Origin of the sequence: Mesorhizobium loti (assembly GCF_003148495.1) — a bacterium.
Lineage (GTDB): Bacteria > Pseudomonadota > Alphaproteobacteria > Rhizobiales > Rhizobiaceae > Mesorhizobium > Mesorhizobium loti.
Window position 1 is genome coordinate 62656 of sequence record NZ_QGGH01000019.1, and the last position, 25145, is coordinate 87800.

Below are 25145 nucleotides of genomic sequence, written 5' to 3' on the forward strand. Positions count from 1 at the left end.
GCGGCCTGATAAGGCGAGACAACCACCCGCTCATGCAAGCGGCCGGAATCCGGCAGCAGGCGGCGGCCTCGTGAAAATCAGATGTCGAAGCTGACGACCTGATCCATCGTCTGCGACGGCAGAAGCTGGTCCATCTGGCGCGACGGTTGATCGCAGCCGGTCTCGCCGACGACACGGGCCGGCACGCCGGCAACCGTCTTGTTGTGCGGCACTGGCGACAGCACCACCGAGCCTGCCGCGATCTTCGAGCAATGGCCGATTTCGATGTTGCCGAGGATCTTGGCGCCGGCGCCGATCAGCACGCCGTAGCGGATCTTGGGGTGACGGTCGCCGCCGGCCTTGCCGGTACCGCCTAGCGTCACGCCATGCAGGATCGACACATCGTCCTCGATGACCGCCGTCTCGCCGACCACGAGGCCGGTGGCGTGGTCGATGAAGATGCCCTTGCCGATGCGGGCGGCCGGGTTGATGTCGGTCTGGAAGACCGATGACGAGCGGCTCTGCAGATAGAGCGCGAAATCCTTGCGGCCCTGGTTCCACAGCCAATGCGCCAGCCTATGCGTCTGGATGGCGTGGAAACCCTTGAAATAGAGCACCGGCATGATGAAGCGGTCGCAGGCTGGATCACGATCGTAATAGGCCTGGATGTCGACGCGCACGGTCGTTGGCCAATCCTTGTCGTCGGCCAGCATCGATTTGAACGTCTGGCGGATGAGATCGGAGCCGATGTCCTGGTGGTCCAGCCGCTCGGCCAGCCGATGGATAACCGCTTCCTCCAGGCTGTCCTGGTTGAGGATGGTCGAATAGAGGAATGCGGCGAGCAGCGGGTCGCGGTTGACCGCCTCCATCGCCTCGTCGCGGATCGAACGCCAGATCGGATCGACCGGCTGCAATGCGCTGTGTCGGGAAATGCTGATGCTGTTCATCGCCGTCTCGTCCTGCGCCCTGCCGGGCTTGCCTGTTGCGCTTGCCTGTTGTCTGGCCGCACATATAAGCCAGATCATAGCACGATTGAACTCAATTTTCCTTAGTGCTTTGTCAAATGGATTTGGTTCGCGGGAATTCAAGCAGCCATGGAAAACGAACCCTTGATCGACGACGCGCTGAAAAGCGAGCTCTCAGCACTCTACCGGGCCAAGAGCCGCCACTACCACAACCTTGCCCATATCGAGGCGATGCTGGGCCTGGCAGGCGACTATCGAGGCTCGCTCGGCGATCCCGAGGCGATCGAAGCGGCGATCTGGTTCCACGATGCCATCTATGACAGCAAGGCCAAGGACAACGAGGCGCAAAGTGCTGCCCTTGCCGAGAAAAGGCTGGCGAGCCGCTCGGATCCGTCACGCCTCAATCGTATCTCGGCGATGATCGTCGCCACCGCCACGCACCAACTGCCGCCGTTCGACGACGCGACGGCCACACGGGACGCAAGTCTTTTCCTCGACATGGATCTGTCGATCCTGGGTGCCGCGCCGGATGCCTTCGACGCCTATGAGCGCGCCGTACGGCGCGAGTACGCCTGGGTGGAGGAGCCGATGTGGCGGGCTGGACGCAGTGCGGTCCTGAAGAATTTCCTCGCCCGCCCACACATTTTCCACACCGAAGAGTTTCGCCAGCGCTTCGAACCGCAGGCCAGGCTGAACATGGCGCGGTCGCTGGCGGCCCTCACAAACAGCTAGACTAGGAGCAATCAGGTAAAGGCGCCTATTGTCGATGCCAGCATCGCCAGAATGGCCAAGCCTGCCATCAACGACAGCCCATTGAGAACGATCCCCGGAAGCCGTCCGCTCAGAGCGGATTCTCGGCATAGAACTCCAGCACGCGCTGCTTGAAGGTCTTGTCCCCGACGGCCAGCATATGGTCACGGCCCTCGATGTGAAAGGCCCTGGCGTTCGGCATCAATGCTGCAAGCTCATCGGGCGAACCGCCAATGTCGTCGGTCGTGCCGACAGCGACCAGCGTCGGCTGGGCAATGCGGGCAATATCCTGCTCGCTCAGCAATTCGCGCGATTTGGCGATGCAAGCGGCCAAGGCACGGCGATCGCTGCGGGTCTGGTCGGCGAAGGCGCGAAACGATCGGCCGCGCGGATGGCTGGTCGCGGCCGGATCATCGGCAAGCAGTGCGGCGGCGATCGGATCCCAATCGCCGACACCATCGATCATGCCGATACCAAGACCTCCGAAAACCAGCGTCGCCACCTTGTCCGGATCGGACAGTGCCATGAACGCCGCGATGCGCGCGCCCATCGAATAGCCCATGACATGGGCGCGCTCGATGCCGAGATGGCCAAGCAGGGCGGCGGCATCGGAGGCCATCTTGACCGGCGTATAGTCGGCCTCCTCATAACTCTTGGACGACGAGCCGTGGCCGCGATTGTCGAAGGCAATGGCGCGGTAGCCGGCATCGTTCAGCGTCTTGAACCAGCCGGGCGACACCCAGTTGACATAATGGTTCGAGGCGAAGCCGTGGATCATGAGCACCGGATCGCCATCGCTCGATGCCGGCTGGCGGTCGAGGAAGGCAAGGTCGAAACCGTCATGGGTGAAAAACTGCATGAGCGATCCCGCCTGCCCACTCAACCGGCACCGCCATTGGGCGCATCGCCATTGTCGGCGGGCGGCATGCCGGGGCCTGACACCGTGCCGACGGCCGGATGGCGCAACAGGTCGCCATATTCGATGCCGTTCCTGGCGGCAGTGCCGGCCTTGAGCTCGAGCACGAAGCGCACCGGTACACCGGGCGAAATAACGGCGTCGGATTGCGGCTCGCCATGCTTGACCGCCCGGACCTTGCCGTCCTGGCCGACAAAGATCAGATCAAGCGGCATCGGAGTGTTGTGCATCCAGAAGCCAACCTGCTGCTGGACCTCGAAGACGAACAGCATGCCGTGGTCGTCCGCCATGTCCTGGCGATACATCAAACCGGCCTCGCGCTCGGCGGCGGTGTCGGCGACTTCGATGGAAAAGGAGCGATCGCCGCCTTTCGTCACCGCGACCAGCGGCGCCGGATCGGTCGGAAGGATCATCGCCCGGCTGTCCGCCGAGGTTGGCTTTTCGGAATAGAAATAACCACCGGCAGCGGCGGCGACGGCAATTACGACGCACGTCACGCTCGCAGTCAGCCAGTTCCTGTAAGCCATTCGAGATCCTCGGCCGGAAATCGTCCTAGTGCGAGACCGGCAAGGTCCCCATATCAGGGTGAATTTCGGCGGCCATAAGGCCTTTGTCGCCGCGTCCGAAACGAACCAGCACGACCTGCCCAGGCCGAAGCTCGGTGATGCCGTAACGGCGCAAGGTCTCCATGTGGACGAAGATGTCCTCGGTGCCCTCACCGCGGGTGAGAAAACCAAACCCCTTGGTGCGGTTGAACCATTTCACCAAAGCGCGTTCGAGACCGCTCTCCGGCGTCACCGCGATATGGGTGCGCTGCTCCTGCATCTCGGCCGGATGGACCGCCGTGGTGACATCCATGGAGAGCACCCGAAAGGCCTGCAATCCGCGGTCGCCATGCTTGACGAGACAGACCACGCGCGCGCCCTCCAGGGCCGTCTGGAAGCCGTCCCTTCGAAGACATGTCACATGGAGGAGGATGTCGCCCGAGATTCCGTCATCCGGGAGGATGAAACCATAGCCCTTGGCCACATCGAACCACTTGATGGCGCCGGCTACTTCGAGCAGATCAGCGGCATCGCCGCCTTCGTCACGCTGCAAGGCGTCGCCAAGGGTTCCGTCCCGCCCCGTCAAAGAGGCCTTTTCCCCCATAAGAATGCCCCCTTGTTTCAAGAACACCGCAACTGATTCTTGACACCAGATTAACACCGCGGCTTCCGGTGTGTGCAAGACCTGCCGTGCCTTTTTTCACGGTTCATTGGGGGAATACCGGATTTGTTCTTTGCCGGCATTGCGCACTGCCGCATGATTGCCCTTTGACAGGGCCGACCCTATGTTGCACCGCAACGCAATTTATCGAGGAAATCACATGCGCTATCTGCACACCATGGTCCGCGTCGCCGACGTCGATGCCTCGCTCGATTTCTACTGCAACAAGCTCGGCCTAAAGGAGGTGCGACGCTACGAAAACGAACAAGGCCGCTTCACGCTGATCTTCCTCGCGGCCTCCGAAGACGAGCAAAGCGGCATCGCCGACAAAGCGCCGCTGGTCGAACTGACCTACAATTGGGATCCGGAAGACTACAAGGGCGGGCGCAATTTCGGCCACCTCGCCTATGAGGTCGACGATATCTACGCCACCTGCCAACATCTGATGGACAATGGCGTCATCATCAACCGGCCGCCGCGCGACGGCAACATGGCCTTCATCAGGTCGCCTGACGGCATCTCGATCGAGCTTTTGCAAAAAGGCCCGGCCAAGGCCAAGGCCGAACCGTGGGCTTCGATGGCAAACACCGGAAGCTGGTAGTCCATCACGCTGTCTTGAGCGGATAATGCTCGGCTGACAGGTCCGGTACCGTTTGGTATTTCCCGGGACGGCGCCTATCTGTCCAGCTGTGGCGCCTGCCTTTGTTTTATGCATGTCGTTCCCCCAAAAAGCGGGGGCCACTTTTGAGCGACATGCATCAGGTTGGCGCCAAGCCACACAAACAAGCGCTTGCCCAGGAGAGTTCATGCCGACCAGCCATGCCGACGTCACCACCGAACATGCCAGCCGCTACCTCCAGCAGCTCTGCAAGCACTGGGCGCACAAATTCCCGGTCGAGTTCGATCCCAATCATGGCACCATCGATCTCTCAATGGGCCGCACAGTTCTGGACGCAGACGCGAGCGCTCTTCATATCGCGGTGACGACTGACGAGGGCGGATCGCTCGAGCGCCTGGAAAGCGTCGTCGCAGATCACATCAAGCGCTTTGCTTTCCGCGAAGAACTGACCTTCGACTGGAAACCCGCTCCGGCAGCCTAGGCGGCGACTTACTTCTCACCAGCCTGGGCGGCCATCGCCAGCAGCGCCTGCACCGAGCGCCAGTTGCGCGCGGTGCCCGGCACTGTCAGCGTGCGCGGGATCAGCCCGGCAAACACCGATTTGCCCAGCCCGTCCGGCGCGCTGAGGTAGAGCACATCGCCCTTGATCTCGAAGCGTTCGGAGCCGGTGCACTTTTCGGCCAGCCGCGCCGCCTCATCGGCGGTCGGCTCGCGCTCCAGCACATAGGCGTGCAGCTTCGTGTGGTCCGCGGCAACTTCCGGATAGGGATTTTCGCTCACCAACCGCTCGAACCATGAGAGATCGCGCACCATGATGCGCGAATAGAAACCCCATTTCTTCTCGAAGGCTGCTTCGATCTGTTTCGTCAGCGTCGCCGCGTCGCCTTTGTCAGTCCGGAACACGGCATTGCCGCTCTGCACATAGGTGGCGACATCGGAAAAGCCGAGATCCTCGAAGAACGACCGCAGCTCCGCCATCTTGACGATGCGGTTGCCGCCGACATTGATGCCGGAAAACAGCGCGACGAAGATTTTTCCGGCACCGCTCATATGATGAACCCAGCCAATGTCTCGTTGTCGGTGATGTCCTGATACTGGACTCCCTCGGCCTCGAAGTTCGCCTTGAGCAAATCGAAATTGCGACGGTCCTTGGTTTCGATGCCGATCAGCACCGAACCGAAATTGCGTGCCGATTTCTTCAGATATTCGAAGCGGGCGATGTCATCGTCGGGACCGAGCAGTTCGAGGAAGTCGCGCAGCGCGCCCGGCCGCTGCGGAAAGCGGATGATGAAGTATTTCTTCAGCCCCTCGAAGCGCAGCGCCCGCTCCTTGACGTCCGGCAGCCGCTCGAAATCGAAATTGCCGCCCGAAACCACGGCAACGATGGTCTTGCCCCTGATCTCCTTCCTGGAGAAATCCTTCAGCGCATCGATCGCCAGCGCGCCGGCCGGCTCCAGCACGACGCCCTCGACGTTGAGCATCTCGATCATGGTGGCGCAGAGCCGGTTTTCCGGGATCAGCCGCACCGTGTCGGCCGGGAAATCCTTGAGATGCCGCAACGGCTCGCGGCCGATCTCTGCCACCGCCGCGCCATCGACGAAATTGTCGACCTTGGCGAGTTTGAGCCGTTTTCCCGCAGCGAGGCTCTCACGCAGGCTCGGCGCGCCGGCCGGCTCGCAGAAGACGAAGCGCGCTTCCCGGCCCTGATCGGCGAAATAGTGGGTGACGCCGGCGGCAAGCCCGCCACCGCCAACCGGCAGCATGATGATATCGGGCATGCGGGCGCCCGGCATCTGGTCTGCGATCTCATAGGCGACGGTTGCCTGCCCCTCGATGATGTCCTTGTGGTCGAAGGGCGGCACCATATGGGCGCCGGAGCTTTCGGTGAATTCGAAGGCAGCGCGATAGCAGTCGTCGAAAAAATCGCCGACCAGCCTGATCTCGATGAAATCGCCGCCGAACAGCCTGGTCTTGTCGATCTTCTGCTGCGGCGTCGTCACCGGCATGAATACAACGCCTCGTCTGCCGAAATGGCGGCAGACGAAAGCAAAGCCTTGCGCATGGTTGCCGGCGGACGCACAGACGAAGAGTTCGGCTTCGTTGCCGGCCGCCAGCGTTTTGCGGAAGAAGTTGAAGGCGCCGCGGATCTTGTAGGAACGCACCGGCGACAAGTCCTCGCGCTTGAGCAGAACCCGCGCGCCGGTCTTTTTCGACAGATAGTCGTTTTCCTGCAGCGGCGTTTCCGGGAAGATCTGGCGGATCGCGGCGGCCGCGGCAGCAACGCGGGAAGAGAAACTGTTCATCGCAAAACCACCTCGCGCCGCATGTTGTCTGCGGACCTCTATCATTGTTCGGGCCGCGCACCGGCTGTTTGTGGCGCGCCCGGCCTTCGCGCAGCCGGCTCAGCCTATTGCATATCCGTCCTCGTGGCGCCATTGTCCGGCCATTCATGCTCTCCCGTAACGGGCATTCGTAAAACCCTTGCAAACACTTGGAGGCGTTTGTTCATGTCTGTCGCATCGGTCGGCCTGAAATCCATGTCCTTGCCGGATTCGGCGAGCTGACGGTGAAGCCGCCCGTCGCGCCACCACGCAGGCGTTTCTCCCGCCATTTTGGCTTTCGCGCAACAGTGCGATGGCTGTAACCGGGCGCTGACCACATTTCGACTGGACACGACTTAGTTCTGCCGCACTCTGCCTGTCCGGGAGGTGTCGCGGGGGTAGACAGGCCTTTGGGCCAGAGTTGGAATTTCAAGCGTGCCTTTGAAGAAGATCTTTACCGTTGTCCTGGCCTTGTTCGTCGCCGGCTGCGCCGGCTCGCAAACACAGGAACTGCTGGGTAGCGCCATGGTGTCCGCTCCGGTGACGGAGATCGCAGGCAATCACAGTATCTTCATCGCCACGACGCGCAAGAAGTCCGACGATCCCAACAAGGTTTTCGACGGCGAGCGCTCGGCCACGCTGAACTACGCCCGCGTCAACGTCACCGTGCCAGGGCTCCACAAGACCGGCCAGATCGAGCGGCGCTCGCGCGGCAAGTCGGATGACCCGGCGAAATATTTCATGGCTTCCGAGGTCGTCGGCTACGACACACAGCCGAAATTCTCCAGCGCGCTCAACGCCGACATCGCGGCGCGTGGCGGCCGCGTCATGGTCTTCGTGCATGGCTACAACACCGGCTTCGACGCCGCCGTCTATCGCCTGACCCAGATCGTCCATGATTCCGGCTATCCCGGCACGCCTGTGCTGTTTTCCTGGGCATCGGGTGCCAGGACCACCGATTATGTCTATGACAAGGAAAGCGCCAGTGCTGCCCGCGACCAGCTGGAAGTGACGCTCAGGATGCTGGAGCAGTCGGGCGCACGGCGTATCGACATCGTCGCGCATTCGCTCGGAACCTGGGTCACCATGGAAACGCTGCGCCAGATGGCCATCACCGGCGACCGCGATCTCGGCGGCAAGCTGGGCGACGTGGTGCTGGCCTCGCCCGACATCGATGTCGACGTGTTCAAGAGCCAGATGCGGCGCTACGGCAAGCCCGACAAGCCGTTCATCCTGCTGTTGTCCGACGACGATCGGGCGCTCAGGCTCTCCGGCCTGATCGCCGGTTCGCGGCCGCGCGTCGGCGACTACAAGGATGCCGCCGACCTTGCCTCCTACGGCGTGACGGTCGTCGACCTCTCCAAGGTCAAGGGAAGCGACAGCTTCAACCATACGAAATTCGCCGACAATCCGACGCTGGTGAAGATGATCGGCCAGCGGTTGCGCGAGGATGACGGCTTTGCCAGCGACCGTGACGTGACGGATCGCATCGGCCTGCTTGGGCAATAGAGGCGGTCCCGCGGTTTTCGCCGTGCCTGTTCACCATCGCGGACATATGGACTCACTTTGAACTGGACCGCGCCGGCCTCTGGCTTTATCGGGATAGCCAGCGACGTCATGCGTTTGACGTCCCCTTTGCGGGAGCCGGCGTGTGACCGTGCGTTCGAAGAGCTACCTCGTCGTTGCGTTCGCGCTCGCTGTCACCGGCTGCGCCGGCCAGAACACGCATGACCTGCTCAACAAGACGACGATCGCGGTGCCCGCTTCCAACATCGCGGCCACGCATGAGATCTTCGTTGCCACGACCCGCCAGAAGGCAACCAAGGATCCTCGACAGGTGTTCGACGGTGATCGCTCGCCGACCACCAGCTTTGCCCGTGTCGACGTCACCGTTCCGAAAAGCCATCAGGTCGGCGCCATCGAGCGGGCCAAGGGATCCGCCAACAGCAATCCGGCCAAGGACTTCACCGCCAAGGACGTCGCCTTCTACGAAGGCGCGCCGCAATTCGCCAAGGCGGTCGGCGCCGACATCGCCATGCGCGGCGACCGCGCGCTGGTTTTCGTGCACGGTTTCAACAACGGGTTCGATGACGGCATCTACCGGCTGACACAGATCGCGCACGACACCAAGTATCCCGGTACGCCGGTGCTGTTTTCCTGGGCTTCAAGCGCCAAGACAACAGGGTACCTCTATGACAAGGACAGCGCCAATGCCGCGCGCGACGACCTTGAGGCAACGTTGCGGATGCTCGCCAAGACCCAGGTAAAGAGCATCGACATCATCGCCCATTCGATGGGAACCTGGGTGACCATGGAAGCGCTGCGCCAGCTCGCCATCACCGGCGATCGCGATCTCGGCGGCAAGCTCGGCTATGTTATCCTGGCCTCGCCCGACATCGATGTCGACGTGTTCAAGAAGCAGATGATCCGCTACGGCAAACCCACCAAGCCTTTCGCCATCCTGCTTTCAGGCGACGATCGGGCTTTGAAGCTCTCCTCCTTCATCTCCGGCGACAAGCCACGCGTCGGCGACTACGGCAACGCGGCGGACCTCGCCAGCTATGGCGTGTCAGTCGTCGACCTGACCAAGACCAAGAGCGGCGACCAACTGAACCACGCCAAATTTGCCGACAACCCGTTCATGGTGCAATTGCTCGGCGACCGGCTGCGCGCGCCCGCCGGCCTGGCTTCGGACGAGACAGCGCCCGCACAACTCGACAATCTCGGCCAGGGCCTCGGCAAGGCTGTCGGCTCGGTTGCCGAAATCGTCATCACCACGCCGTTCAGGGTGCTGACCATCGCCACTGGCGGGTGACTACCATCAACAAGCGCAAGGGTATGCCGAGATTCGGGTCAGGCCGAGTCGAGAATGGCGGCTTTCGAGAACCGGAGCGGAACGTACTTTAAGTACGTGAGCACCGTTCTACCGCGACGCGGTAGAACGGTGAAGCGCAGAAAGCCACCATTCGCAGGCCGGCCTCACCCGAATATCGATATACCCTAGACGAAGAGATCGACCTTCTGGAACGTCGTCACATCAATCAGGCCGACATCGGAAATCCTGAGTTCGGGAATGACGACCAGCGCCAGCAGCGAATGCTGCATGTATGCGTTGTTTAGCGAACAGCCCATCTTGCGCATCGCCTCGGTGAGTTTCTCCGCCTTGGCCGCGACGATTTCCGCCCGCTCGTCCGACATCAGCCCGGCGATCGGCATTTCGACCAGCGCCAGTTCCTTGCCCTTGGAGAACAGCACGACGCCGCCGCCCACCTCGCCCAGCCGGTTGACCGCCAGCGCCATGTCCTGTTTGTTGGTGCCGACGCAGATGATGTGGTGGGCGTCATGCGCCACGCTGGACGCCATGGCGCAGTCGCCCATGTAGCCGAAGCCGGAGACGAAGGCGTTGGTGACGCCGCCCGTGCCCCGGTGGCGCTCGACCAGCGCGATCTGGCAGATGTCGTTGCGACGATCCATGGCGACCAGTCCGTCCTCGACTGGCAGATCGGCCTCCAGCGCGCGCGTCGGCGCCTGGTTTTCGATGACGCCGATGACGCGCACCCGCACCTCGTTGGCGCCCTTGGGAGCGGCGATGTCGAAGTCGCCAGCCTTGAGCCTCTTGCCGAGCTTGACGGTGTTCTTCGCCGTCCGGGGATAATCATAGGCCGGAATATCGATTTCGAGCTTGCCGCCCTTGGCCAGCCTGACGCCGCGTGCATAGACCTCGTCGATGGTCATTGCGGCGAGATCCGAGACGATCAGCAGGTCGGCCAGCCGCCCCGGCGCAATCGAACCGATCTCGCGCTCCAGTTTGAAATGCTGGGCGGTATTGAGCGTCGCCATCTGGATCGCCGTCACCGGCTTCAACCCCTGTTGGATGGCGTGGCGCACCACGCGGTCCATATGGCCTTCCTGAACCAGCGTGCCGGAATGGCTATCGTCGGTGCACAGGATGAAGTTGCGCGGATCGATGCCGCTCTCGGTCACCGCCTTGATCTGCGAGGCGACGTCGTACCAAGCCGAGCCCAGCCGCAGCATCGCCTTCATGCCCTGGCGCACCCGGGCAATGGCGTCCTCGGCGCGCGTACCCTCATGATCGTCCTCGGGGCCGCCGGCGACATAGCCATGGAACGGCAGGCCGAGATCGCGCGAGGCATAGTGACCGCCAACCGTTTTCCCCGCTTTCACCGTCGCGGCGATCTCGCCCGACATGACAGGATCGTTGGCGACGACGCCGGGGAAATTCATCACTTCACCCAGTCCGATGATGTTTTCCCAGGTCATCGCCTCGGTGACGTCTGCGACCGTCAGCTCGGCGCCGGCGTGTTCCAGCCCCGGCGCCGAGGGCACGCATGACGGCATCTGCACATGCACGTTGATGGGCATCGCCACAGCCTCGTCATGCATCAGCCGCACGCCGGGCAGACCCAGCACATTGGCGATCTCGTGCGGGTCGATGAACATCGAAGTGGTGCCGTGCGGAATGACAGCGCGGCAGAACTCGGTCACCGTCACCATGCCGCTTTCGACATGCATGTGCGCATCGCAGAGACCGGGCACCAGGTAGCGCCCGCCGGCGTCAACCACCTTGGTACCCTGGCCGATGGCATGGCTGGCGTTCGGCCCGCAATAGGCAAAGCGGCCGCCGGCAATGGCGATGTCGGTGCCGGCGATGATCTCGCCCGAATGGACATTCACCCAGCGGCCGTTGCGCACGACGAGATCGGCGGGTTTGCGCCCCATGGCGACATCGACCAGATGTGTCGCCATCTCGGTCCAGGGTTTGGGTTTTGCGGGCCTTGCGGGCTTGGCTTTCGTCATTCGCGATTCCTCGGTTGCGGCCAGTGTCGCAAATGTAGGCTGGCGCCGCCAGAGCTGTCGGTCCGACATCCGGCGGCAGGCCAGGCTTGTTGACTAATCCGGCTAAAACGCGATGCTGACTGCGGATCGAGCTGCAAGAGGGAAACATGACCCGTTTTTGGAAAGCGTTCGCCATCATCTTGTTCGCAGCGTCGACCACTTTTGCCGCCGCCGAGGAACGTTGGCAGACCTTGCCGGAGCCGGCGGCCATGCCCAAACCCGATCAGAGCGGATATGCGCCGGTGAACGGCATCCAGATGTACTACGCCGTTTTCGGCGCGGGCGACCCGGTGCTGCTCATCCATGGTGGCCTCGGCCACGCCGACATCTGGGCCAGCCAGGTGGCCACGCTTTCCCAAACGCACAAGGTGATAGTCGCCGACAGCCGTGGCCACGGTCGCTCCACCCGCACCGAGCAGCCTTACGGCTACGACTTGATGGCGTCGGACTATCTGGCGCTGCTCGACTACCTGAAGATCGACAGGACCGCGGTTGTCGGATGGAGCGATGGCGGCATTATCGGTATCGACATCGCGCTGCATCATCCGGAGCGGCTGACAAGGCTCTTTGCGCAAGCCGCCAACGTAACCACCGATGGCGTCGATCCCGGCGTGATGACCAACAAGACCTTTGCCGCCTACATCGACCGCTCCGGCCGCGACTACAAGAAGATGTCAAAGACGCCGGACCAGTATGACGCCTTCGTGGCGCAGATGAGCCATATGTGGGAGAGCGAGCCGGCGTGGACCAAGGAACAGCTCGCCAAGATAACCACGCCGACGGCGATCGTTGCCGGCGACCATGATGAGGCGATCAAGCGCGAACACACCGAATACATCGCCTCCGCCATCCCGGGCGCGAAGCTGATCATCCTACCCAACGCCAGTCATTTCGCCATGCTGCAAGCGCCGGATGAGTATAGCCAGGCGGCGCTGGACTTCATCGACACCAAATAGGGATTCTGTGCGGCAGAAAGGGGATTGCGATTGTTGAGCAATGGGATTCCGTTTTGCGGCGAATGTGGTTATCCTCGCCGCAAGGATCTTTCTGAATCGTCATTTCGGGGAGTTCGATGCATCGCCTGATGGTCGCAAGTGCCGGTTTCCTCGCCGCTCTGGCCGTGCCGGCTTTCGCAGCCGACCCGGCGGTCGACCTGCCGATGACCGCGCCCGGTTTCGACTGGACGGGCTACTATGCCGGCATGCAGGCCGGCTATGGCTGGGGCCGATCCGATATATCAGGGACAGAAGGCGCGCCGTTTTCAATCTCGCCCGACATTGACGGCGGTTTCGTCGGCGGCCATGTCGCCGGCCTTTGGCAGTTCGACCAGGCGGTGCTAGGCGCCGAGGCAGATCTCAACTATTCCTCGATCGAAGGCACGACGGAATCGGGCCTGGGAAGCACATTTGGCACCGACGTCAAGTGGTTCGGGTCGGTCAACGCCAAGGCCGGCTACGCGATGGATCGCCTACTGGTCTACGGCGTTGGCGGCATCGCCTTTGCCGGCATCGAAACGTCGCAAGTCGCGGGGCCGGCGTTCACCACCACGCGCACAAATGTCGGCTGGACCGTCGGGGCCGGCGTTGACTATGCGCTGACCGACAAGTTCGTCGTCGGCGCGCAGTATCGCTACTATGATTTCGGCTCCGAGCATTACGACACGCCGGAACCCTTCAACGAACGCGATCAGAATGTGAAGCTGAACACGGTCGGCATCAATTTGAGCTACAAGTTCTGATCGCTCCCGTTCAGTGCCGGTGTGTTGCGGACGGGTTGCAAGCCGGAATTCCGATCGTTGCTCTTCCGAGAATATGGGGCGGACATTCGCCTCTCGATCCAGCCTTGCGCGAGTGTCAGGATGGAGACCATGACGAGATAATAGAGGAACGCGCAGGCATACCATTCGGTGAACCGGAAGCTCGCCGATATGGACAGGGAGGTTGTTGTCATCAATTCCCGCAGCGAGATCGTGTACGCCAGGGACGTCGATTTCAGCAAGGAAATGAATTCATTCATCAGAGACGGCAAGGCGATACGCATTGCCTGAGGCATGACGACCAAGCGAAAGGCCTGAAATTTGGTGAGCCCAAGTGCGGCAGCCGCCTCCCTCTGGCCAGCCCCCAAAGACCCAAGTGCGGCGCGCATGATTTCCGCGTTATAGGCCACACCGACCAGGGTCATGCCAATGTAAGCGGCAATGAACGGGGTGAACCACGACGAGCGGAATATCGGAAACAGTTGCGGCAAGCCGTTCCAGATAAACAACAGCACCAGGATCATGGGCGCACTTCTGAACAGCCAGACATAGGCCAACAGGACCCAGCGGACCGAAGCATGCTTGGAGCTTAATCCGATCGCCACCGGTAAACACAGCGTGAAGGCCGTCACCTGGACGCAGATCGAAAGGCCGATCGTTATTAGAGCGCCATGGATCAAGGCGGGGCTGACGAGAGCTTGAAGGAAAATGATCGGATCAAACAGCACGTCGGCCCCGCGCTTCTTGCCTACGAGTCAAAGTCTACGTCGAAACCAGACTCGGGAAAATTGTACTTCTTCGATATCTCGCCAAACGTTCCTTGCTTCTTGAGTGCCTTAAGCGCCGACCTCAGCAACGCCAGGTCTTCCGGCGATTTCTGGATGTATATGCCGAACTGGAACTCGGAGGGATAGGTGTACACGACCTTGATCTTGTCACCGGTCTGTTTGGTGCGAACGCCAGCTTCAGCCGCTTCGGTCAGCGTTGCATCGGCTCGCCCGATCATGACCTGCTGGGTCGCCGCGACCTGCGATTCATAGGTCTGGAAGGTGACAAGCGCCTTGCCCTCCGCCTTGAACTTCTTGTTCATCTCGTCGGGTGCATCGGCGTAAGACGTCCCGGCTTCGATCGCCAGCGACTTGCCGGCAAGGTCGTCCGGGGTCTTGATCGCATTGTTCGTCGCGGCAGTGACGATCACGGTCGACGATTTCAGATAGGGCACCCCATCATAGGATTGACGGCGCTTGTCGTTGAGATAGATGCCACTGATGACGAGCGAGCAGCGACTTGCCTGCAGCGACGGCAGAAGCCCGTCAAAGCCTGAGACCACGAATGTGATGTCGGCGCCCCAGAATTTGGCAAGCGCATCGGCGACATCTATGTCGACGCCGACCGGTCGCGTGTCGGTTGGCTTGTCCATGTAGGTGAATGGTGGAAAGCCGGCCGTGGTGCACACGGTGAGGTGTCCGTCGCGTATGAACGAGGGCGCAGCTGTTTGAGCAAGAGCGGTTTGGCTGAGCAGTGTTGCGCCCAACACAGAAGTGATGTGGCATGCACGTAGCATCGTTCGTTTCATGGCAATTCCCCTGTTGCAATTCGGCTTTTTATTGACGCCTCGACAATCGAGCTCCATGCCGAGGCGTCGAATGCACGCAGCACGACCGGATCGACATGCCCGTCCTGGCGGGCGACGAGCAGGTATTGCATCATCGCCGTTTCGCTCGGCATCTCGAAAATCTGCACGAAATCGTAGGCGCCCATTGTGGCGTAGAGGGCGACGCTGCGCCCACCGAGATCTTCGACTCGTTCACGACTGACCCGAGCGCGCTCCGGAGAATTGGCAATCTCGTCGAGCCCCCGCTGCGTGAGACGCATCAGAGAGATGAAATAAGGCATTGCACCAATCCAGTTGGTTTCGATCAGGTGTTGGCCGAGGACGCGTCCAATGCGCGAAGGCCCGCCATCACATCCGCCGCCCTTGAGACGACACCGTAGATGCCGTCCTCGACGGTGACCATGTGAACGGCGGCGTCATGGGCGTACTGGTCGCCGCTGGCGCAGGCATCCTCGATCAGCAGGCATTGGTAATTTCTGTCCGCCGCCTCACGCATTGTCGTGCTCACGCAAACGTCCGTCGTGCAGCCGCTGAAAAGCAGGTGGGAAATCCCCCTGGCCCGCAGGACATGATCGAGGTCGGTATGGGTGAATGCACCGTTGGCGGTCTTGTCGATGACGACGTCGTTGGCATGGACGGTGATTTCCGGGACAATCTCAAAACCTGGCGACGAGCGCAAAAGGACTTGGGTTCCCTCGAGCCCCGCACGTTTGCGACGCCAGCGCTCATAGGGAGTCATATCGGCCATGTCGGCGCGATAGCCCTGCCTGGTATGCAGGATCAGGCACCCCGCCGTGCGGGCGGCATGTATCAGAGCATTCACCGTCGGCAAAATCGCTCGCAACGGTGCGGGATCGTAGCCTTTTCTGGCGAAATAGCCGTCGGAAGACAGGAAATCGACCTGAAGGTCGATGACGAGAAGAGCCGTCACCTTGGGATCGAGATTTCCGTCATAGGGATAATCGAAAGGACGCGACCTGATCCACTTTGTTCCTGTCATTGGGCGCCCCGGCTTGTTGCTCGACGCCGAAGCTAGGACAAGCCAATTGTTTTGACAAACCAAATGATTTATACAATTTCAAGTTAGTACAGCTAAACAATAGAGATGAAGCACCCACACGGCCTGGCCTATCTTCGCGTCTTCGAAACGGTTGCTCGGGTTGGTTCCGTGCGCGCGGCTGCGACCGAGCTGAGCGTCACGCCCGGCGCTGTAAGCCAGCAGGTGCGCAACCTGCAGGACACCCTTGGTGTCGCCCTGTTCGTCAGGGACGGGCGGCGCCTGCGCCTGACGGAAGCTGGAAAGACATTGCAGCGCTCAGCGGCGATAGCTTTTTCCGAGATCGACACGTGCGTTGATGAAATTGCCAGGCCCGCACCATCGGCGGGACCTCGATCCGTCACGATTGCGGTGCCACCGGCTCTCGCGGTTTCATGGTTCACGACCCAGATGTTCGACTTTGCCCAGGTTGAAGGCCTTACGTCCTTTCGTATGATACCCGCGGTTGATTTCAGCCAGATCGACTGGCGCTCGACCGACATCGCGATCGTCTACGGTTCACCGCCCTGGAAGGGCTTTTCCTGGAGCCTCATGGCCAACGTCGCCCTGCGACCAGTTTGCAGCCCGAAACTGCTGAATGCCTCACCATCATTGAGATCGCCGCGCGACGTGACGGAACACTGGCTTTTGCACGAGGACGACGGCAGTGAATGGCTGCGGTGGCTGACAGCGGCGAATGTATCGCAAGTCACCTCGCGCAACGCATATTTCGGCACATTGATGATGGCGATAACCGCGGCTCTTGAAGGGCGCGGACTTGCTCTGGTCAGTGACTTCCTTGCGTCCGAATACCTTCATTCAGGACGACTGGTCAGGCCGTTCGAGACGGCAATCGAGGCTTCACGGAGCTACTATTGTGTCTGCGCCGACAGCCGCGCCGCCGATCCGCAGATCATGCGGATGACAGAGTGGATCATAGACCGATCGAGAGCACCGCAACGAGTTTGAACGGGAAAGCGTTCGGCACTTGTCTTGGCCTCGCCACAGCGTGATTTGAACCCTTGTCCGCCCAAGGCGCGTGGAACAAATGGTTCGGGTCGGTTAACGCCATGTCCGGCTGCGCCATGGACCGCCTGCCGGTCTATGGGATTGGCGGCATCGCCTCCGCCGGCATCGAACCGCGATCAGAATGTGAAGCTAAACACTATCGGCATGAACCTCACCAGCAGCGTAACGCTGCTGGCTAAGGCCGAGGAGCTATCTTGGTGGAAGGGAGGCGGCCGACGCTCCCAGTGGGCGGGGGGAATGGGTTGGGCCTGAGAGGCGCCGGCCTTGGTGGATCAAATCCACCACACAGGCATCCTACCAGCACCCGCGGCGCCGATAATTCCGTGATCGCGCCAGTATCATCAAGCCGCCCGGTCTGTTTGCACGTTCGGCCAGGACCCAAGAACACGACTTGACGGCCTGTGTCTGGCGTCTGAAAAGGGCTGGCCTGCGGACGTGGCGGAATTGGTAGACGCAAGGGACTTAAAATCCCTCGATCTCTGATCGTACGGGTTCGATTCCCGTCGTCCGCACCACTGCTGTGATTTGTGCAAGATTCGGCTTGAACCAGCCCGGAAACGACGGCGTTCCCAGCGCAGCCATCAAATGTCAGGCGTCGCGACACGAACCATGAACTGAAGGGGCAGCGCCGGTGTCCTGCTCACAGTGACGCCATACCGACAAGGGTTTGCGCGTGAGCATAGAGCTCGCGGCCGGCTCGCCGATATTCGATCTCCTCGCCGCTACAAACGACCATGAACTGCGCCACGAACTCATGGGTGGTTGTGGCCGGGGTTGCGAGCATGGTTTCCACGATGCTGGACATGTCAGCATACACGCGAACCAGATCATTGTCGGAAATGTCAAAGGAGATCGATTCCCTGAGCGCCACCCAACGCCGAAAGCTTGCCAGGATCGGCCTCTCGTTCAAGTTTGCAGCAGAAGCCCTTTCCACTGCAGCGGCTCCTATTGCTGGAATGGAGACGACTGTGCCGAGCACAGTGCGACTGGTCGTTGCATGAAAAGTCATGTCCAAGTCCCTACGGTTGCAGCCAACTTTCTACGGTCGACAACCCGAAGCTGCATTGCTCTAAATCAAAATCATTGGCAAACGAGCCGAACCGAAGGAACACGCGCCAGATGGCTGCGCGCCGCATAACAAACGGCCCGGCACGCTCGCAGTCGGGGGGACGTTGGGGTCGTGCCGGGCCGTTGCGGGTGGGCTTGGTTTGGGATCTTGCCCCGCACCGACCAGCGTATATCTATATTAGCCACGTCTCAATTAAGACTGAAGTCCTGCCGACCAAGAGCTCTTTGTTTTAACGCAATTCCGCACGGAGAACCGTTTCACACTTTTCCTGGAATTGCTCTAGCGGCCCAAGGGTTGCCTGGAAAGCGAAACCAGCTCTAGCTCGTCAGTTACGCCGGCCATGTAGTTTGCGATGATCCGAGACGCGAGCGCGCTGCGCGCTTCAGTCGATTGGCTGTTGAGCTTAAGTTGCTCAAAAACGCGCCCCAACAAGGCCAGTTCGGATGGATCAAAAATCCCTGCTTCCGTTGCTTTTCTCCGAATAGGCACGCGACCTCCCAACTCAGTATATTTGAATGCCAAGGCGCTCACGCCTTCGCCACCGCACCACAGCTCGATAGCTGGCGTCATCTTCAGGCACTAGAAGGACGAAACGGTCTGGAATTGTGACGCCGGGGTCCACCCGCAATTCCGCACCATGAGCGTGTTGATTTCTAACGGAGCAACCGATCTTCGCATCGTCCGTGATGATCGTCGCATCCTTCAGGACAATCCCACGAGCGTGAGAGCGTCGCTCCATTGGCGGATCAATGGGGGGCATGGTGTTATTCTTTCCGTAAATCCAGCAGTGAACGGTTGATGGACTTCAAACGCATGCTTGACTCGCAAAACCACGATTCAATTAGCTAGCACTAAAATGGTTCCCAAAACGCAAAGCCGACAGCGCTTCGTCTGTCCTGCCCTCGAGAAGCGCCCTCGCGGCCATCCATGACCTGCTTTGATGGCACCCATTTTCCAGCGCTCCGATGCCGGCAAGGCGCCGGATAGCCACAGAGGGTCAAGCAGGGATCGGGTTCAGCTTCAGATGCTGGATCAGAATAATCGTCTTGGCATCGATGATGCGACCGTCGGAGATGCTGGCCAGCGCCTCGTCGAGCGGCATTTCCAACACCTCGATGTCCTCGCCCTCTTCTGGCGCGCCGCCGCCGGCCGAGATGCGGTCGGCGGGCGAATAGCGGGCGACGAAGAACCAGAGCCGTTCGGTGACGCTGCCCGGGCTCATATAGGGCGAAAAAAGCCGCTCGACGTTCTGCAGCCGGTAGCCGAGTTCTTCCTCGGCTTCCTTGCGGATGGCGGTCTCTGGATCGTTCTCGTCGAGCAGCCCGGCACAGGCCTCGATCAGCGGCTCGCGATGGCCGGTGACGTAGGCGGGATAGCGGAACTGGCGCACCAGAAGCACGGTCGAACGCGAAGGATCGTAAGGCAGGATCACAGCGCCGTCGCCGCGATCATAGGTCTGGCGTACCTGCGTCTCCCACTCGCCGTCACGCCGGCGGTAGTCGAGGACGGTCTTCTTCAGGACGGCCCAGTCGTCGGAGAGTATCTCTTCTGAACGGATGCGAATGCGATCTTCCATCACGGTCTCCATGCTACCCGGCCGAGGCGTAGCCGCGAACCGGCATTTGCGCAATGTAGGCAATCGGTTCAAAAAAGCGCTTCACCGTCTCGTGTCTGGCGCGCTTCCGATCCATTGCCTAGATAGCGGCTTACCCCTCCCGGAGCCCCATTTCATGACAGCATCGCTTTTCCAGCCGATCACTCTCGACGGCCTCACCTTCCCCAATCGCATCGCGGTCGCGCCGATGTGCCAGTATTCGGCCGAAGACGGCTCGGCCAGCGACTGGCACCTCTATCACTGGATGAACCTTGCCATGTCCGGCGCCGGCATGGTCACGGTCGAGATGACCGATGTCGAGCGGCGCGGGCGCATCACGCATGGCTGCCTCGGCCTCTATTCCGAAGACAATGAGGCCGCCGCCCGCCGGACGCTGGATGCGGCAAGACGCGTCGCCGCACCCGGTACGAAATTCGGCTCTCAGCTTGCCCATGCCGGCCGCAAGGCCTCGAACCGCAAGCCGTGGGAGGGCGGCGGTCCGCTGCAGCCAAACGAGGATCCCTGGCAGACCGTGTCGGCCTCGGCCATCGCCTACGATACCGGCTGGAACGTGCCGCACGCGCTGGAGGACGAGGAGATCCTGCAGCTCATCGAACGATTCACTGATGCGGCGAGGCGTGCCGAACGCGCTGGCTTCGATTTCCTCGAACTGCATGCCGCGCACGGCTATCTGATCTTCCAGTTCCTGTCGCCCTTGTCCAACCAGCGCACTGACCGCTGGGGCGGCTCGCTGGAAAACCGCATGCGTCTTGTCGTCGAGATCGCCAAGGCGGTGCGGAAGGCAACGCCAAGGCTGATGCTCGGCGCGCGGCTGTCGGTGAAGGATTGGGTCGCTGGCGGCTTCGACGTCGAGGACGCGATCGAAGTGGCAAAAGCACTGAAGGATTTGGGTGTCGCCTATCTCTGCTGCTCGAGCGGCGGCAATTCACCGCTGCAGAAATTGCCCACCGGTCCCGGCTACCAGGTGCATCTGGCGGAAGCCGTGCGCAAGGGTGCGGATATTCCGACCCGTGCGGTCGGCCTGATCGACGACCCAAAGCAGGCCGAAGCGATCCTCGCCGAGGGTCGCGCCGACATGGTGGCGCTGGCGCGCGCCTTCCTGGCCGATCCACGCTGGGGATGGCGTGCGGCGGCGACGTTCAGCGAGACAATCCACCCGGCGCCACAGCTTGCCCGTTCGGTGACCACGATGCAGCACTGGATGAAGGCGGTGGGCTGATCGGCGCGTTCTCTACCGGCGCGGTGTTGCCTCCTAGCCCTGGACAGTTTGCCACAGCTTCGCTTCAATTTTACTCGCAACCTGTTACGTTGGGTGAGGCTGCGGCGGGCGTGGCCGGGCTTGGGAGGAGATCATGTCGTTCAGGGCATTCTTGCCGGTTGCAGCGCTGACCGTTGTGGCCGGACTTTGGATCGGCACATCGACGCCGGCCGGCGCACAATATTGCGAGGGCACGGTGCACGGCCTGTCCGGCCGCTACAATCTGGCGACAGGAAGCGGCTTTCTTGCTGTGCGGACACGGCCGAACTCATCGTCGCGGATGATCGGCCAGTTGTTCAATGGCGATCATACCGAGATCTTCGACCGACGCGGCAACTGGTATCAGGTCGAAATCGGCGGCCGGACCGGCTGGGCAAACGCACGCTGGCTGCGCAACGATTGCGGCTACTGAGACATCAGTGCATGTCACCCAAAAGTGGATCCGGTTTTGGGATAACGACATGCATCAAACAAAGACCTAAGTCGCGTCGCAAACGCGACGCGACTTTTGGGCGCAGGCTGAAGGCCATGGTTGCAACCAAATTGGCTGCTTTGCGTTGCGGCCATGATGGACAACAAACCTTTTGAAGTGCCGGTCGTCGTCGAACTTGGCCACGTCGGCAAATATCGCCATATCCGCAGCGCCCAGGAGGCGGCTGAGTGCCTGATGACCGTGTGGCCGCTCAATCGCGGCCCGCGCCATCGTGATGCGCTCGACACTTGCCTCAAAGTACTGGAAGGTTATCGTTCGACTGCAGATGCGCGCCGGGCGCTGATTGAAGCCGCCAAGGAATCGGAAGTGCTGGTGCCCGACGACAGACTGCCAGACGACCGGCTGCATTGAGCAGACGGACCTTTCAACTGGAGGTTTTCATGGCGAAGCTGACTTACAAGGTCGTCGAGCATGACGGCGGCTGGGCCTACAAGGTCGGAGCGACCTTTTCGGAGACGTTTCCCACCCATCAGGACGCCTTGCGCGCCGCCGAAATCGCCTCGGCCGAGCAGCAAGTCGCCGGAGCCACGGACGGCATCCAGTACGAGGACGCCGAAGGCAAATGGCATGAGGAACTGGCCGATGGCCGGGATCGACCGCAGACAGAGGTCTCCGACTGACCCTTCGTCAGGGAGTCGACCGCGGACGCCCGGAGAGAAGGGCGTCTCGCGGCAGTAGAAGCCTGCGGCTGACTATTTGCCGCAGTACTGGTCGTTGACGTTCCCCTGAGCATTCGCATCAGGACCGGCGGTGTTGGAGGCGCAGGGCCCGGCTGCGCCGGGGTTGCCGAGGGTGTTCAGCCCGGAGCTGTCGCCATTGATGCTACCAGTTGTGGTAGTGTCCACAGACGATGAATCCTCATTGCCGAAGAGCCAGTTGTGATGGAGCCAATCTTGATGATTGCCGTCCGACGACTGCGCCATCGCCGATGTGGCGAGACCGATCGTGAGAACGGATGCTGCGAGAAGTTTCCTGTACATTGAATTACTCCGTATCTTGGCCGCCTTGGGTGCGACACGGGTAAAACCCGCCAATGAGCCGAATGGTTCATTGAAATTGTTGTGAAGCCGGGTTGATGTCGGATCGGAAAGCACGGGCCGCAATGCGTTTGATGAACGCGATGACCCGTTCCGGCTCGTTGAATTGCGGCATGTGCCCGAGGCCGTCGACAGATTCGAACTCAAGCCTTTCGATCTTGTTCTGCATGGGCTCGCCGTGGGTACGGATATCGATAACGCGATCGGCCGTACCGAAAAGAATGCCGGCCGGCATGACGATCTCGCTATAACGACCCTCGATGCGGCCGAGATCTTGTTCTACCGCCACGACATCGGAGGACGTGGCGTAGAAATGGGCTGGTCTCAGCCCCAGCCACCCACCTCCGTCGACCATGTAGTCGGCAGGAGAAGCCTGTGGCGCGAAGATGAATTCCATTGTCGGCCGCGCATATCTAAGGCTCGTCGGTATCGCCAGCGTATAGCTCATGATCCGGCGCCACAGGCGTGACGGGATATAGAGCGAGCCCAGCTTTTCACGCGCACCGGCTTCCATGTGGGTCAATGGCGACAACAAGGCGATGCCGGAAATCACCTCGGGGTGCTCCACGGCAAGGGTCAGCGCGATGGCGCCGCCGAGGGAATGACCGACCACCAGCGGCCTTTCCAGCCCAAGCGCTTCGATGAAGCCTCGCACGATTCCAGCCTGTTCGGGCAGGCCACCGGAGGCGCCGCTGGCGCGCACCGAATAGCCCGCACCCGGTCGGTCGAGCGCGATCAGCCGGTAGCCCGGGCCGAATCGTCCGAACAGAGTGTGCCGGAAATGATGGAGCTGAGCGCCAAGCCCATGCACGAAGACGATCGGCCGCCCCTCACCCTGATCGACATAGTGGATGCGGTTGCCGTGGATCTCGATGAATTTTCCGACCGGCGGCACCAGCCTTTCGGCCTTGGCCGCGATCCACAGCGTCGCCAGCACCAGACTGGCGATCCCCAAGACTGCCAGCAACACCAGAACGACCAGCAGCCACGACAGAATCGACAGGAGCATTGTTCACCCGGATCAGAGCCTGGTTGAGCTTAGCCGCATCCGGTGCCGCTGCAACCTTGCATCGAAACGGGGGCGGCATTGCGGCCGCTGCCGCGCCGCGCTATCTCAGGCGACCTTTCTTGCCGGAGCTTCCCATGCCTGAAATCGTAACCGCCGCCATGCTCGTCATCGGCGATGAGATTCTGTCCGGCCGCACCAAGGACAAGAACATCGGCCATCTCGCCGACATCATGACGGCGATCGGCATCGACCTGAAGGAAGTGCGCATCGTCCCGGACGAGGAAGACGAGATCATTGCTGCGGTGAATGCCGTGCGCGTCCGCTACACTTATGTGTTCACCACCGGCGGCATTGGCCCGACGCATGACGACATCACGGCCGATTCCATTTCCAAGGCCTTCGGCGTGCCTTGTGAATACGATGCCAAGGCCTACGCGACGCTGGAGGCAAGCTATGCCGCACGCGGCATCGAATATACCGAGGCCCGCAAGCGCATGGCACGGATGCCGCGAGGCGCCGATCTCATCGACAATCCGGTGTCGGTCGCGCCCGGCTTCCGCATCGGCAACGTCCATGTCATGGCCGGTGTGCCATCGATTTTCCAGGCCATGCTCGATAATGTCGTGCCGACGCTGAAGGCCGGCACGAAAATGCTGTCGGCAACCGTGCCCTGCCCGTTCGGCGAAGGCCTCATCGGCGGGCCGCTGGGCGACATCCAGAAAGCGCATCCGGACACGATCATCGGCTCCTACCCGAAATATGGCGACGGCAAGTTCTGGACCGAACTGGTCGTGCGTGCCCGCAGCCAGGAGGCGCTGGACGCCGCCCGCGCCGATGTCGAGGCAATGGTCACCGGGTTCGCCAACAATCCCGGCTGATCCGGTCCAGACCGGAACCAAGCACGACGCTGCAACGTTTCCTCGGCGCGAGTTCGATAGCTCGTAGACTGAGGGATCATCATGCGATTCAAAACCATCGTCGCCATTCTGCAGAACGAGCAGGACGCGGAGCGGGTGCTCGACTGTGCCATTCCGCTCGCCACCCGGTTCCAGAGCCATCTGATCGGCATCCACGCCGAAACGCTTCCCGTGCCCTACACCTCTGCCACAGGCTTTCCGGACACCGAGTTCCTGCAGGTTTCGGCCGACATGAACCGGGAGCGGGCCGAAAAGCTGCAGGCCGTGTTTCTCAGGCATATCGAGAATTCCGGTCTATCCTTCGAGTGGCGAAGCCTGGAGAGTTTTTCGGGCGACAGTGCGCTGACCGGGATTTCAAGCGTGCGGGCCGCCGACCTGATCATAGCGGCGCAGCGCGAAACGGGCGGTGACCCGAGCGCGGATGTCGACACGCTGGTCTATGACGCCGGCCGGCCGGTGCTGGTGGTGCCGCATGCGGGTCCGCTGGTCACCACCTTCAAACACGTGCTGCTCGCCTGGAACGGCAGCAAGGAAGCGGCGCGCGCCGCCTTCGACGCGCTGCCCTTCATCACCGAAGCCGAGAAGACCGACATATTGGTCATCGACCCCCCTGAAACGCTCGACGACAGCCCAGAGGCCGCCGGGGCCGAAATCGCGTCCGCGCTATCGCGCCACGGCGCCACCGTGAGCGTCTCGGT

At 61.4% G+C, this 25145-nt stretch carries 31 protein-coding genes and 1 tRNA gene; 15 read left to right on the forward strand and 17 right to left on the reverse strand.

Annotation, left to right across the window (positions count from 1 at the left end):
- Positions 1 to 77: 77 nt before the first annotated feature.
- Complete coding sequence (gene cysE / locus C8D77_RS33675; protein WP_056584656.1) at positions 78 to 926, reverse strand: serine O-acetyltransferase; 849 nt, start codon at positions 924 to 926, stop codon at positions 78 to 80.
- Between the two features lie 147 nt (positions 927 to 1073).
- On the opposite strand from cysE, the gene C8D77_RS33680 reads away from it, so the two are divergent.
- Positions 1074 to 1676, forward strand: a complete 603-nt coding sequence (locus C8D77_RS33680; protein WP_109671719.1) for an HD domain-containing protein — start codon at positions 1074 to 1076, stop codon at positions 1674 to 1676.
- 109 nt (positions 1677 to 1785) lie between these two features.
- Here the strand turns inward: C8D77_RS33680 and C8D77_RS33685 are convergent, their stop codons facing one another.
- From C8D77_RS33685 to C8D77_RS33695, 3 genes are read right to left on the reverse strand one after another with little or no spacing between them, the layout of a single operon-like run.
- A complete protein-coding gene (locus C8D77_RS33685; protein ID WP_170136891.1) occupies positions 1786 to 2553 on the reverse strand; it encodes an alpha/beta fold hydrolase in 768 nt (255 codons plus the stop codon).
- Positions 2554 to 2573: 20 nt separating this feature from the next.
- Positions 2574 to 3137 (reverse strand): DUF192 domain-containing protein, encoded by a 564-nt coding sequence (locus C8D77_RS33690; protein ID WP_109671721.1) that lies wholly within the window; start codon positions 3135 to 3137, stop codon positions 2574 to 2576.
- A gap of 25 nt (positions 3138 to 3162) precedes the next feature.
- Positions 3163 to 3759 carry a cold-shock protein gene (locus C8D77_RS33695; protein ID WP_109671722.1) on the reverse strand — a complete coding sequence of 199 codons (597 nt, stop codon included), beginning with the start codon at positions 3757 to 3759 and terminating at the stop codon, positions 3163 to 3165.
- Between the two features lie 217 nt (positions 3760 to 3976).
- On the opposite strand from C8D77_RS33695, the gene C8D77_RS33700 reads away from it, so the two are divergent.
- On the forward strand, positions 3977 to 4417 hold the full coding sequence (locus tag C8D77_RS33700; protein WP_109671723.1) for a VOC family protein: 441 nt from the start codon (positions 3977 to 3979) through the stop codon (positions 4415 to 4417).
- Positions 4418 to 4622: 205 nt separating this feature from the next.
- On the forward strand, positions 4623 to 4916 hold the full coding sequence (locus C8D77_RS33705) for a DUF2218 domain-containing protein (protein ID WP_109671724.1): 294 nt from the start codon (positions 4623 to 4625) through the stop codon (positions 4914 to 4916).
- An 8-nt stretch (positions 4917 to 4924) separates the two neighbouring features.
- Here the strand turns inward: C8D77_RS33705 and C8D77_RS33710 are convergent, their stop codons facing one another.
- Complete coding sequence (locus C8D77_RS33710) at positions 4925 to 5485, reverse strand: DUF1697 domain-containing protein (RefSeq protein WP_109671725.1); 561 nt, start codon at positions 5483 to 5485, stop codon at positions 4925 to 4927.
- Entirely contained in the window at positions 5482 to 6738 is a 1257-nt protein-coding gene (ilvA, locus tag C8D77_RS33715) for a threonine ammonia-lyase IlvA (protein ID WP_109671726.1), read from the reverse strand. Before ilvA ends, C8D77_RS33710 begins: the two co-directional genes overlap by 4 nt.
- A 453-nt stretch (positions 6739 to 7191) precedes the next feature.
- On the opposite strand from ilvA, the gene C8D77_RS33725 reads away from it, so the two are divergent.
- Positions 7192 to 8265: an alpha/beta hydrolase gene (locus C8D77_RS33725; protein WP_109671728.1), complete on the forward strand. Its 1074-nt coding sequence runs from the start codon at positions 7192 to 7194 to the stop codon at positions 8263 to 8265.
- A gap of 142 nt (positions 8266 to 8407) precedes the next feature.
- A complete protein-coding gene (locus tag C8D77_RS33730; RefSeq protein ID WP_109671729.1) occupies positions 8408 to 9571 on the forward strand; it encodes an alpha/beta hydrolase in 1164 nt (387 codons plus the stop codon).
- A 185-nt stretch (positions 9572 to 9756) separates the two neighbouring features.
- Here the strand turns inward: C8D77_RS33730 and ade are convergent, their stop codons facing one another.
- Positions 9757 to 11574 carry an adenine deaminase gene (gene ade / locus C8D77_RS33735; protein WP_109671730.1) on the reverse strand — a complete coding sequence of 606 codons (1818 nt, stop codon included), beginning with the start codon at positions 11572 to 11574 and terminating at the stop codon, positions 9757 to 9759.
- Positions 11575 to 11720: 146 nt separating this feature from the next.
- Between ade and C8D77_RS33740 the strand changes: the two genes are divergently transcribed.
- Positions 11721 to 12569, forward strand: coding sequence for an alpha/beta fold hydrolase (locus tag C8D77_RS33740; protein WP_109671731.1), 849 nt, complete (start codon positions 11721 to 11723; stop codon positions 12567 to 12569).
- Between the two features lie 116 nt (positions 12570 to 12685).
- Positions 12686 to 13351, forward strand: coding sequence for an outer membrane protein (locus C8D77_RS33745; RefSeq protein ID WP_109671732.1), 666 nt, complete (start codon positions 12686 to 12688; stop codon positions 13349 to 13351).
- On the opposite strand, the gene C8D77_RS33750 is transcribed toward C8D77_RS33745, so the two are convergent.
- The 4 genes from C8D77_RS33750 to C8D77_RS33765 all read right to left on the reverse strand — a co-directional run bounded on the left by C8D77_RS33750 (position 13339) and on the right by C8D77_RS33765 (position 15984).
- The gene (locus C8D77_RS33750) at positions 13339 to 14097 is read right to left on the reverse strand and encodes an amino acid ABC transporter permease (protein WP_245951949.1); all 759 of its coding nucleotides are present in this window, start codon (positions 14095 to 14097) and stop codon (positions 13339 to 13341) included. The genes C8D77_RS33745 and C8D77_RS33750 overlap by 13 nt on opposite strands.
- Before the next feature lie 20 nt (positions 14098 to 14117).
- Positions 14118 to 14825 (reverse strand): transporter substrate-binding domain-containing protein, encoded by a 708-nt coding sequence (locus C8D77_RS33755; RefSeq protein WP_164548702.1) that lies wholly within the window; start codon positions 14823 to 14825, stop codon positions 14118 to 14120.
- A 116-nt stretch (positions 14826 to 14941) separates the two neighbouring features.
- A complete protein-coding gene (locus C8D77_RS33760; RefSeq protein ID WP_109671734.1) occupies positions 14942 to 15265 on the reverse strand; it encodes a GYD domain-containing protein in 324 nt (107 codons plus the stop codon).
- A 23-nt stretch (positions 15266 to 15288) separates the two neighbouring features.
- Entirely contained in the window at positions 15289 to 15984 is a 696-nt protein-coding gene (locus C8D77_RS33765; RefSeq protein ID WP_109671735.1) for a cysteine hydrolase family protein, read from the reverse strand.
- A gap of 105 nt (positions 15985 to 16089) precedes the next feature.
- Here C8D77_RS33765 and C8D77_RS33770 point away from each other — a divergent pair, with 105 nt between their 5' ends.
- Together C8D77_RS33770 and C8D77_RS33775 are read left to right on the forward strand one after the other, a co-directional pair.
- Complete coding sequence (locus tag C8D77_RS33770; RefSeq protein WP_109671736.1) at positions 16090 to 16989, forward strand: LysR family transcriptional regulator; 900 nt, start codon at positions 16090 to 16092, stop codon at positions 16987 to 16989.
- A gap of 489 nt (positions 16990 to 17478) precedes the next feature.
- Positions 17479 to 17564 (forward strand) — tRNA-Leu (locus tag C8D77_RS33775).
- 125 nt (positions 17565 to 17689) lie between these two features.
- Here the strand turns inward: C8D77_RS33775 and C8D77_RS33780 are convergent.
- The 4 genes from C8D77_RS33780 to C8D77_RS33795 all read right to left on the reverse strand — a co-directional run bounded on the left by C8D77_RS33780 (position 17690) and on the right by C8D77_RS33795 (position 19694).
- Positions 17690 to 18058, reverse strand: a complete 369-nt coding sequence (locus C8D77_RS33780) for a hypothetical protein (RefSeq protein ID WP_146211854.1) — start codon at positions 18056 to 18058, stop codon at positions 17690 to 17692.
- Positions 18059 to 18397: 339 nt separating this feature from the next.
- On the reverse strand, positions 18398 to 18607 hold the full coding sequence (locus tag C8D77_RS33785) for a hypothetical protein (RefSeq protein WP_109671774.1): 210 nt from the start codon (positions 18605 to 18607) through the stop codon (positions 18398 to 18400).
- A 13-nt stretch (positions 18608 to 18620) separates the two neighbouring features.
- A complete protein-coding gene (locus C8D77_RS38585; protein WP_109671738.1) occupies positions 18621 to 18878 on the reverse strand; it encodes a PilZ domain-containing protein in 258 nt (85 codons plus the stop codon).
- A 237-nt stretch (positions 18879 to 19115) separates the two neighbouring features.
- Positions 19116 to 19694, reverse strand: coding sequence for an NUDIX domain-containing protein (locus C8D77_RS33795; RefSeq protein ID WP_109671776.1), 579 nt, complete (start codon positions 19692 to 19694; stop codon positions 19116 to 19118).
- A gap of 154 nt (positions 19695 to 19848) precedes the next feature.
- Here C8D77_RS33795 and C8D77_RS33800 point away from each other — a divergent pair, with 154 nt between their 5' ends.
- The 4 genes from C8D77_RS33800 (at position 19849) to C8D77_RS33815 (ending at position 22104) form a co-directional block, all read left to right on the forward strand.
- Complete coding sequence (locus C8D77_RS33800) at positions 19849 to 20952, forward strand: NADH:flavin oxidoreductase/NADH oxidase (RefSeq protein ID WP_109671739.1); 1104 nt, start codon at positions 19849 to 19851, stop codon at positions 20950 to 20952.
- Positions 20953 to 21085: 133 nt separating this feature from the next.
- Positions 21086 to 21403, forward strand: coding sequence for an SH3 domain-containing protein (locus tag C8D77_RS33805; protein ID WP_109671740.1), 318 nt, complete (start codon positions 21086 to 21088; stop codon positions 21401 to 21403).
- Between the two features lie 153 nt (positions 21404 to 21556).
- The gene (locus C8D77_RS33810) at positions 21557 to 21835 is read left to right on the forward strand and encodes a DUF982 domain-containing protein (RefSeq protein WP_013532012.1); all 279 of its coding nucleotides are present in this window, start codon (positions 21557 to 21559) and stop codon (positions 21833 to 21835) included.
- Positions 21836 to 21864: 29 nt separating this feature from the next.
- On the forward strand, positions 21865 to 22104 hold the full coding sequence (locus C8D77_RS33815; RefSeq protein WP_109671741.1) for a DUF2188 domain-containing protein: 240 nt from the start codon (positions 21865 to 21867) through the stop codon (positions 22102 to 22104).
- 72 nt (positions 22105 to 22176) lie between these two features.
- On the opposite strand, the gene C8D77_RS33820 is transcribed toward C8D77_RS33815, so the two are convergent.
- Together C8D77_RS33820 and C8D77_RS33825 are read right to left on the reverse strand one after the other, a co-directional pair.
- Complete coding sequence (locus tag C8D77_RS33820) at positions 22177 to 22464, reverse strand: hypothetical protein (protein ID WP_109671742.1); 288 nt, start codon at positions 22462 to 22464, stop codon at positions 22177 to 22179.
- Positions 22465 to 22531: 67 nt separating this feature from the next.
- Positions 22532 to 23530 (reverse strand): alpha/beta fold hydrolase, encoded by a 999-nt coding sequence (locus tag C8D77_RS33825; protein WP_109671744.1) that lies wholly within the window; start codon positions 23528 to 23530, stop codon positions 22532 to 22534.
- Positions 23531 to 23664: 134 nt separating this feature from the next.
- Between C8D77_RS33825 and C8D77_RS33830 the strand changes: the two genes are divergently transcribed.
- Positions 23665 to 24408, forward strand: coding sequence for a competence/damage-inducible protein A (locus C8D77_RS33830; protein ID WP_109671746.1), 744 nt, complete (start codon positions 23665 to 23667; stop codon positions 24406 to 24408).
- An 81-nt stretch (positions 24409 to 24489) separates the two neighbouring features.
- A partial coding sequence (locus C8D77_RS33835; RefSeq protein WP_109671748.1) for a universal stress protein occupies positions 24490 to 25145 on the forward strand: 656 nt, incomplete at its 3' end.

Bases quoted from the DNA above. Each gene is read 5' to 3' on its own strand.
- C8D77_RS33745 (WP_109671732.1), top strand. From the start codon at position 12,686: ATGCATCGCCTGATGGTCGCAAGTGCCGGTTTCCTCGCCGCTCTGGCC.
- C8D77_RS33685 (WP_170136891.1), bottom strand. From the start codon at position 2,553: ATGCAGTTTTTCACCCATGACGGTTTCGACCTTGCCTTCCTCGACCGC.
- C8D77_RS33805 (WP_109671740.1), top strand. From the start codon at position 21,086: ATGTCGTTCAGGGCATTCTTGCCGGTTGCAGCGCTGACCGTTGTGGCC.
- C8D77_RS33740 (WP_109671731.1), top strand. From the start codon at position 11,721: ATGACCCGTTTTTGGAAAGCGTTCGCCATCATCTTGTTCGCAGCGTCG.
- C8D77_RS38585 (WP_109671738.1), bottom strand. From the start codon at position 18,878: ATGCCCCCCATTGATCCGCCAATGGAGCGACGCTCTCACGCTCGTGGG.
- C8D77_RS33690 (WP_109671721.1), bottom strand. From the start codon at position 3,137: ATGGCTTACAGGAACTGGCTGACTGCGAGCGTGACGTGCGTCGTAATT.
- C8D77_RS33815 (WP_109671741.1), top strand. From the start codon at position 21,865: ATGGCGAAGCTGACTTACAAGGTCGTCGAGCATGACGGCGGCTGGGCC.
- C8D77_RS33830 (WP_109671746.1), top strand. From the start codon at position 23,665: ATGCCTGAAATCGTAACCGCCGCCATGCTCGTCATCGGCGATGAGATT.
- C8D77_RS33760 (WP_109671734.1), bottom strand. From the start codon at position 15,265: ATGCCTTATTTCATCTCTCTGATGCGTCTCACGCAGCGGGGGCTCGAC.
- C8D77_RS33765 (WP_109671735.1), bottom strand. From the start codon at position 15,984: ATGACAGGAACAAAGTGGATCAGGTCGCGTCCTTTCGATTATCCCTAT.
- ade (WP_109671730.1), bottom strand. From the start codon at position 11,574: ATGACGAAAGCCAAGCCCGCAAGGCCCGCAAAACCCAAACCCTGGACC.
- C8D77_RS33700 (WP_109671723.1), top strand. From the start codon at position 3,977: ATGCGCTATCTGCACACCATGGTCCGCGTCGCCGACGTCGATGCCTCG.
- C8D77_RS33770 (WP_109671736.1), top strand. From the start codon at position 16,090: ATGAAGCACCCACACGGCCTGGCCTATCTTCGCGTCTTCGAAACGGTT.
- ilvA (WP_109671726.1), bottom strand. From the start codon at position 6,738: ATGAACAGTTTCTCTTCCCGCGTTGCTGCCGCGGCCGCCGCGATCCGC.
- C8D77_RS33795 (WP_109671776.1), bottom strand. From the start codon at position 19,694: ATGGAAGATCGCATTCGCATCCGTTCAGAAGAGATACTCTCCGACGAC.
- C8D77_RS33780 (WP_146211854.1), bottom strand. From the start codon at position 18,058: ATGACTTTTCATGCAACGACCAGTCGCACTGTGCTCGGCACAGTCGTC.
- C8D77_RS33695 (WP_109671722.1), bottom strand. From the start codon at position 3,759: ATGGGGGAAAAGGCCTCTTTGACGGGGCGGGACGGAACCCTTGGCGAC.
- C8D77_RS33810 (WP_013532012.1), top strand. From the start codon at position 21,557: ATGATGGACAACAAACCTTTTGAAGTGCCGGTCGTCGTCGAACTTGGC.
- C8D77_RS33680 (WP_109671719.1), top strand. From the start codon at position 1,074: ATGGAAAACGAACCCTTGATCGACGACGCGCTGAAAAGCGAGCTCTCA.
- C8D77_RS33710 (WP_109671725.1), bottom strand. From the start codon at position 5,485: ATGAGCGGTGCCGGAAAAATCTTCGTCGCGCTGTTTTCCGGCATCAAT.
- C8D77_RS33825 (WP_109671744.1), bottom strand. From the start codon at position 23,530: ATGCTCCTGTCGATTCTGTCGTGGCTGCTGGTCGTTCTGGTGTTGCTG.
- C8D77_RS33705 (WP_109671724.1), top strand. From the start codon at position 4,623: ATGCCGACCAGCCATGCCGACGTCACCACCGAACATGCCAGCCGCTAC.
- C8D77_RS33800 (WP_109671739.1), top strand. From the start codon at position 19,849: ATGACAGCATCGCTTTTCCAGCCGATCACTCTCGACGGCCTCACCTTC.
- cysE (WP_056584656.1), bottom strand. From the start codon at position 926: ATGAACAGCATCAGCATTTCCCGACACAGCGCATTGCAGCCGGTCGAT.
- C8D77_RS33820 (WP_109671742.1), bottom strand. From the start codon at position 22,464: ATGTACAGGAAACTTCTCGCAGCATCCGTTCTCACGATCGGTCTCGCC.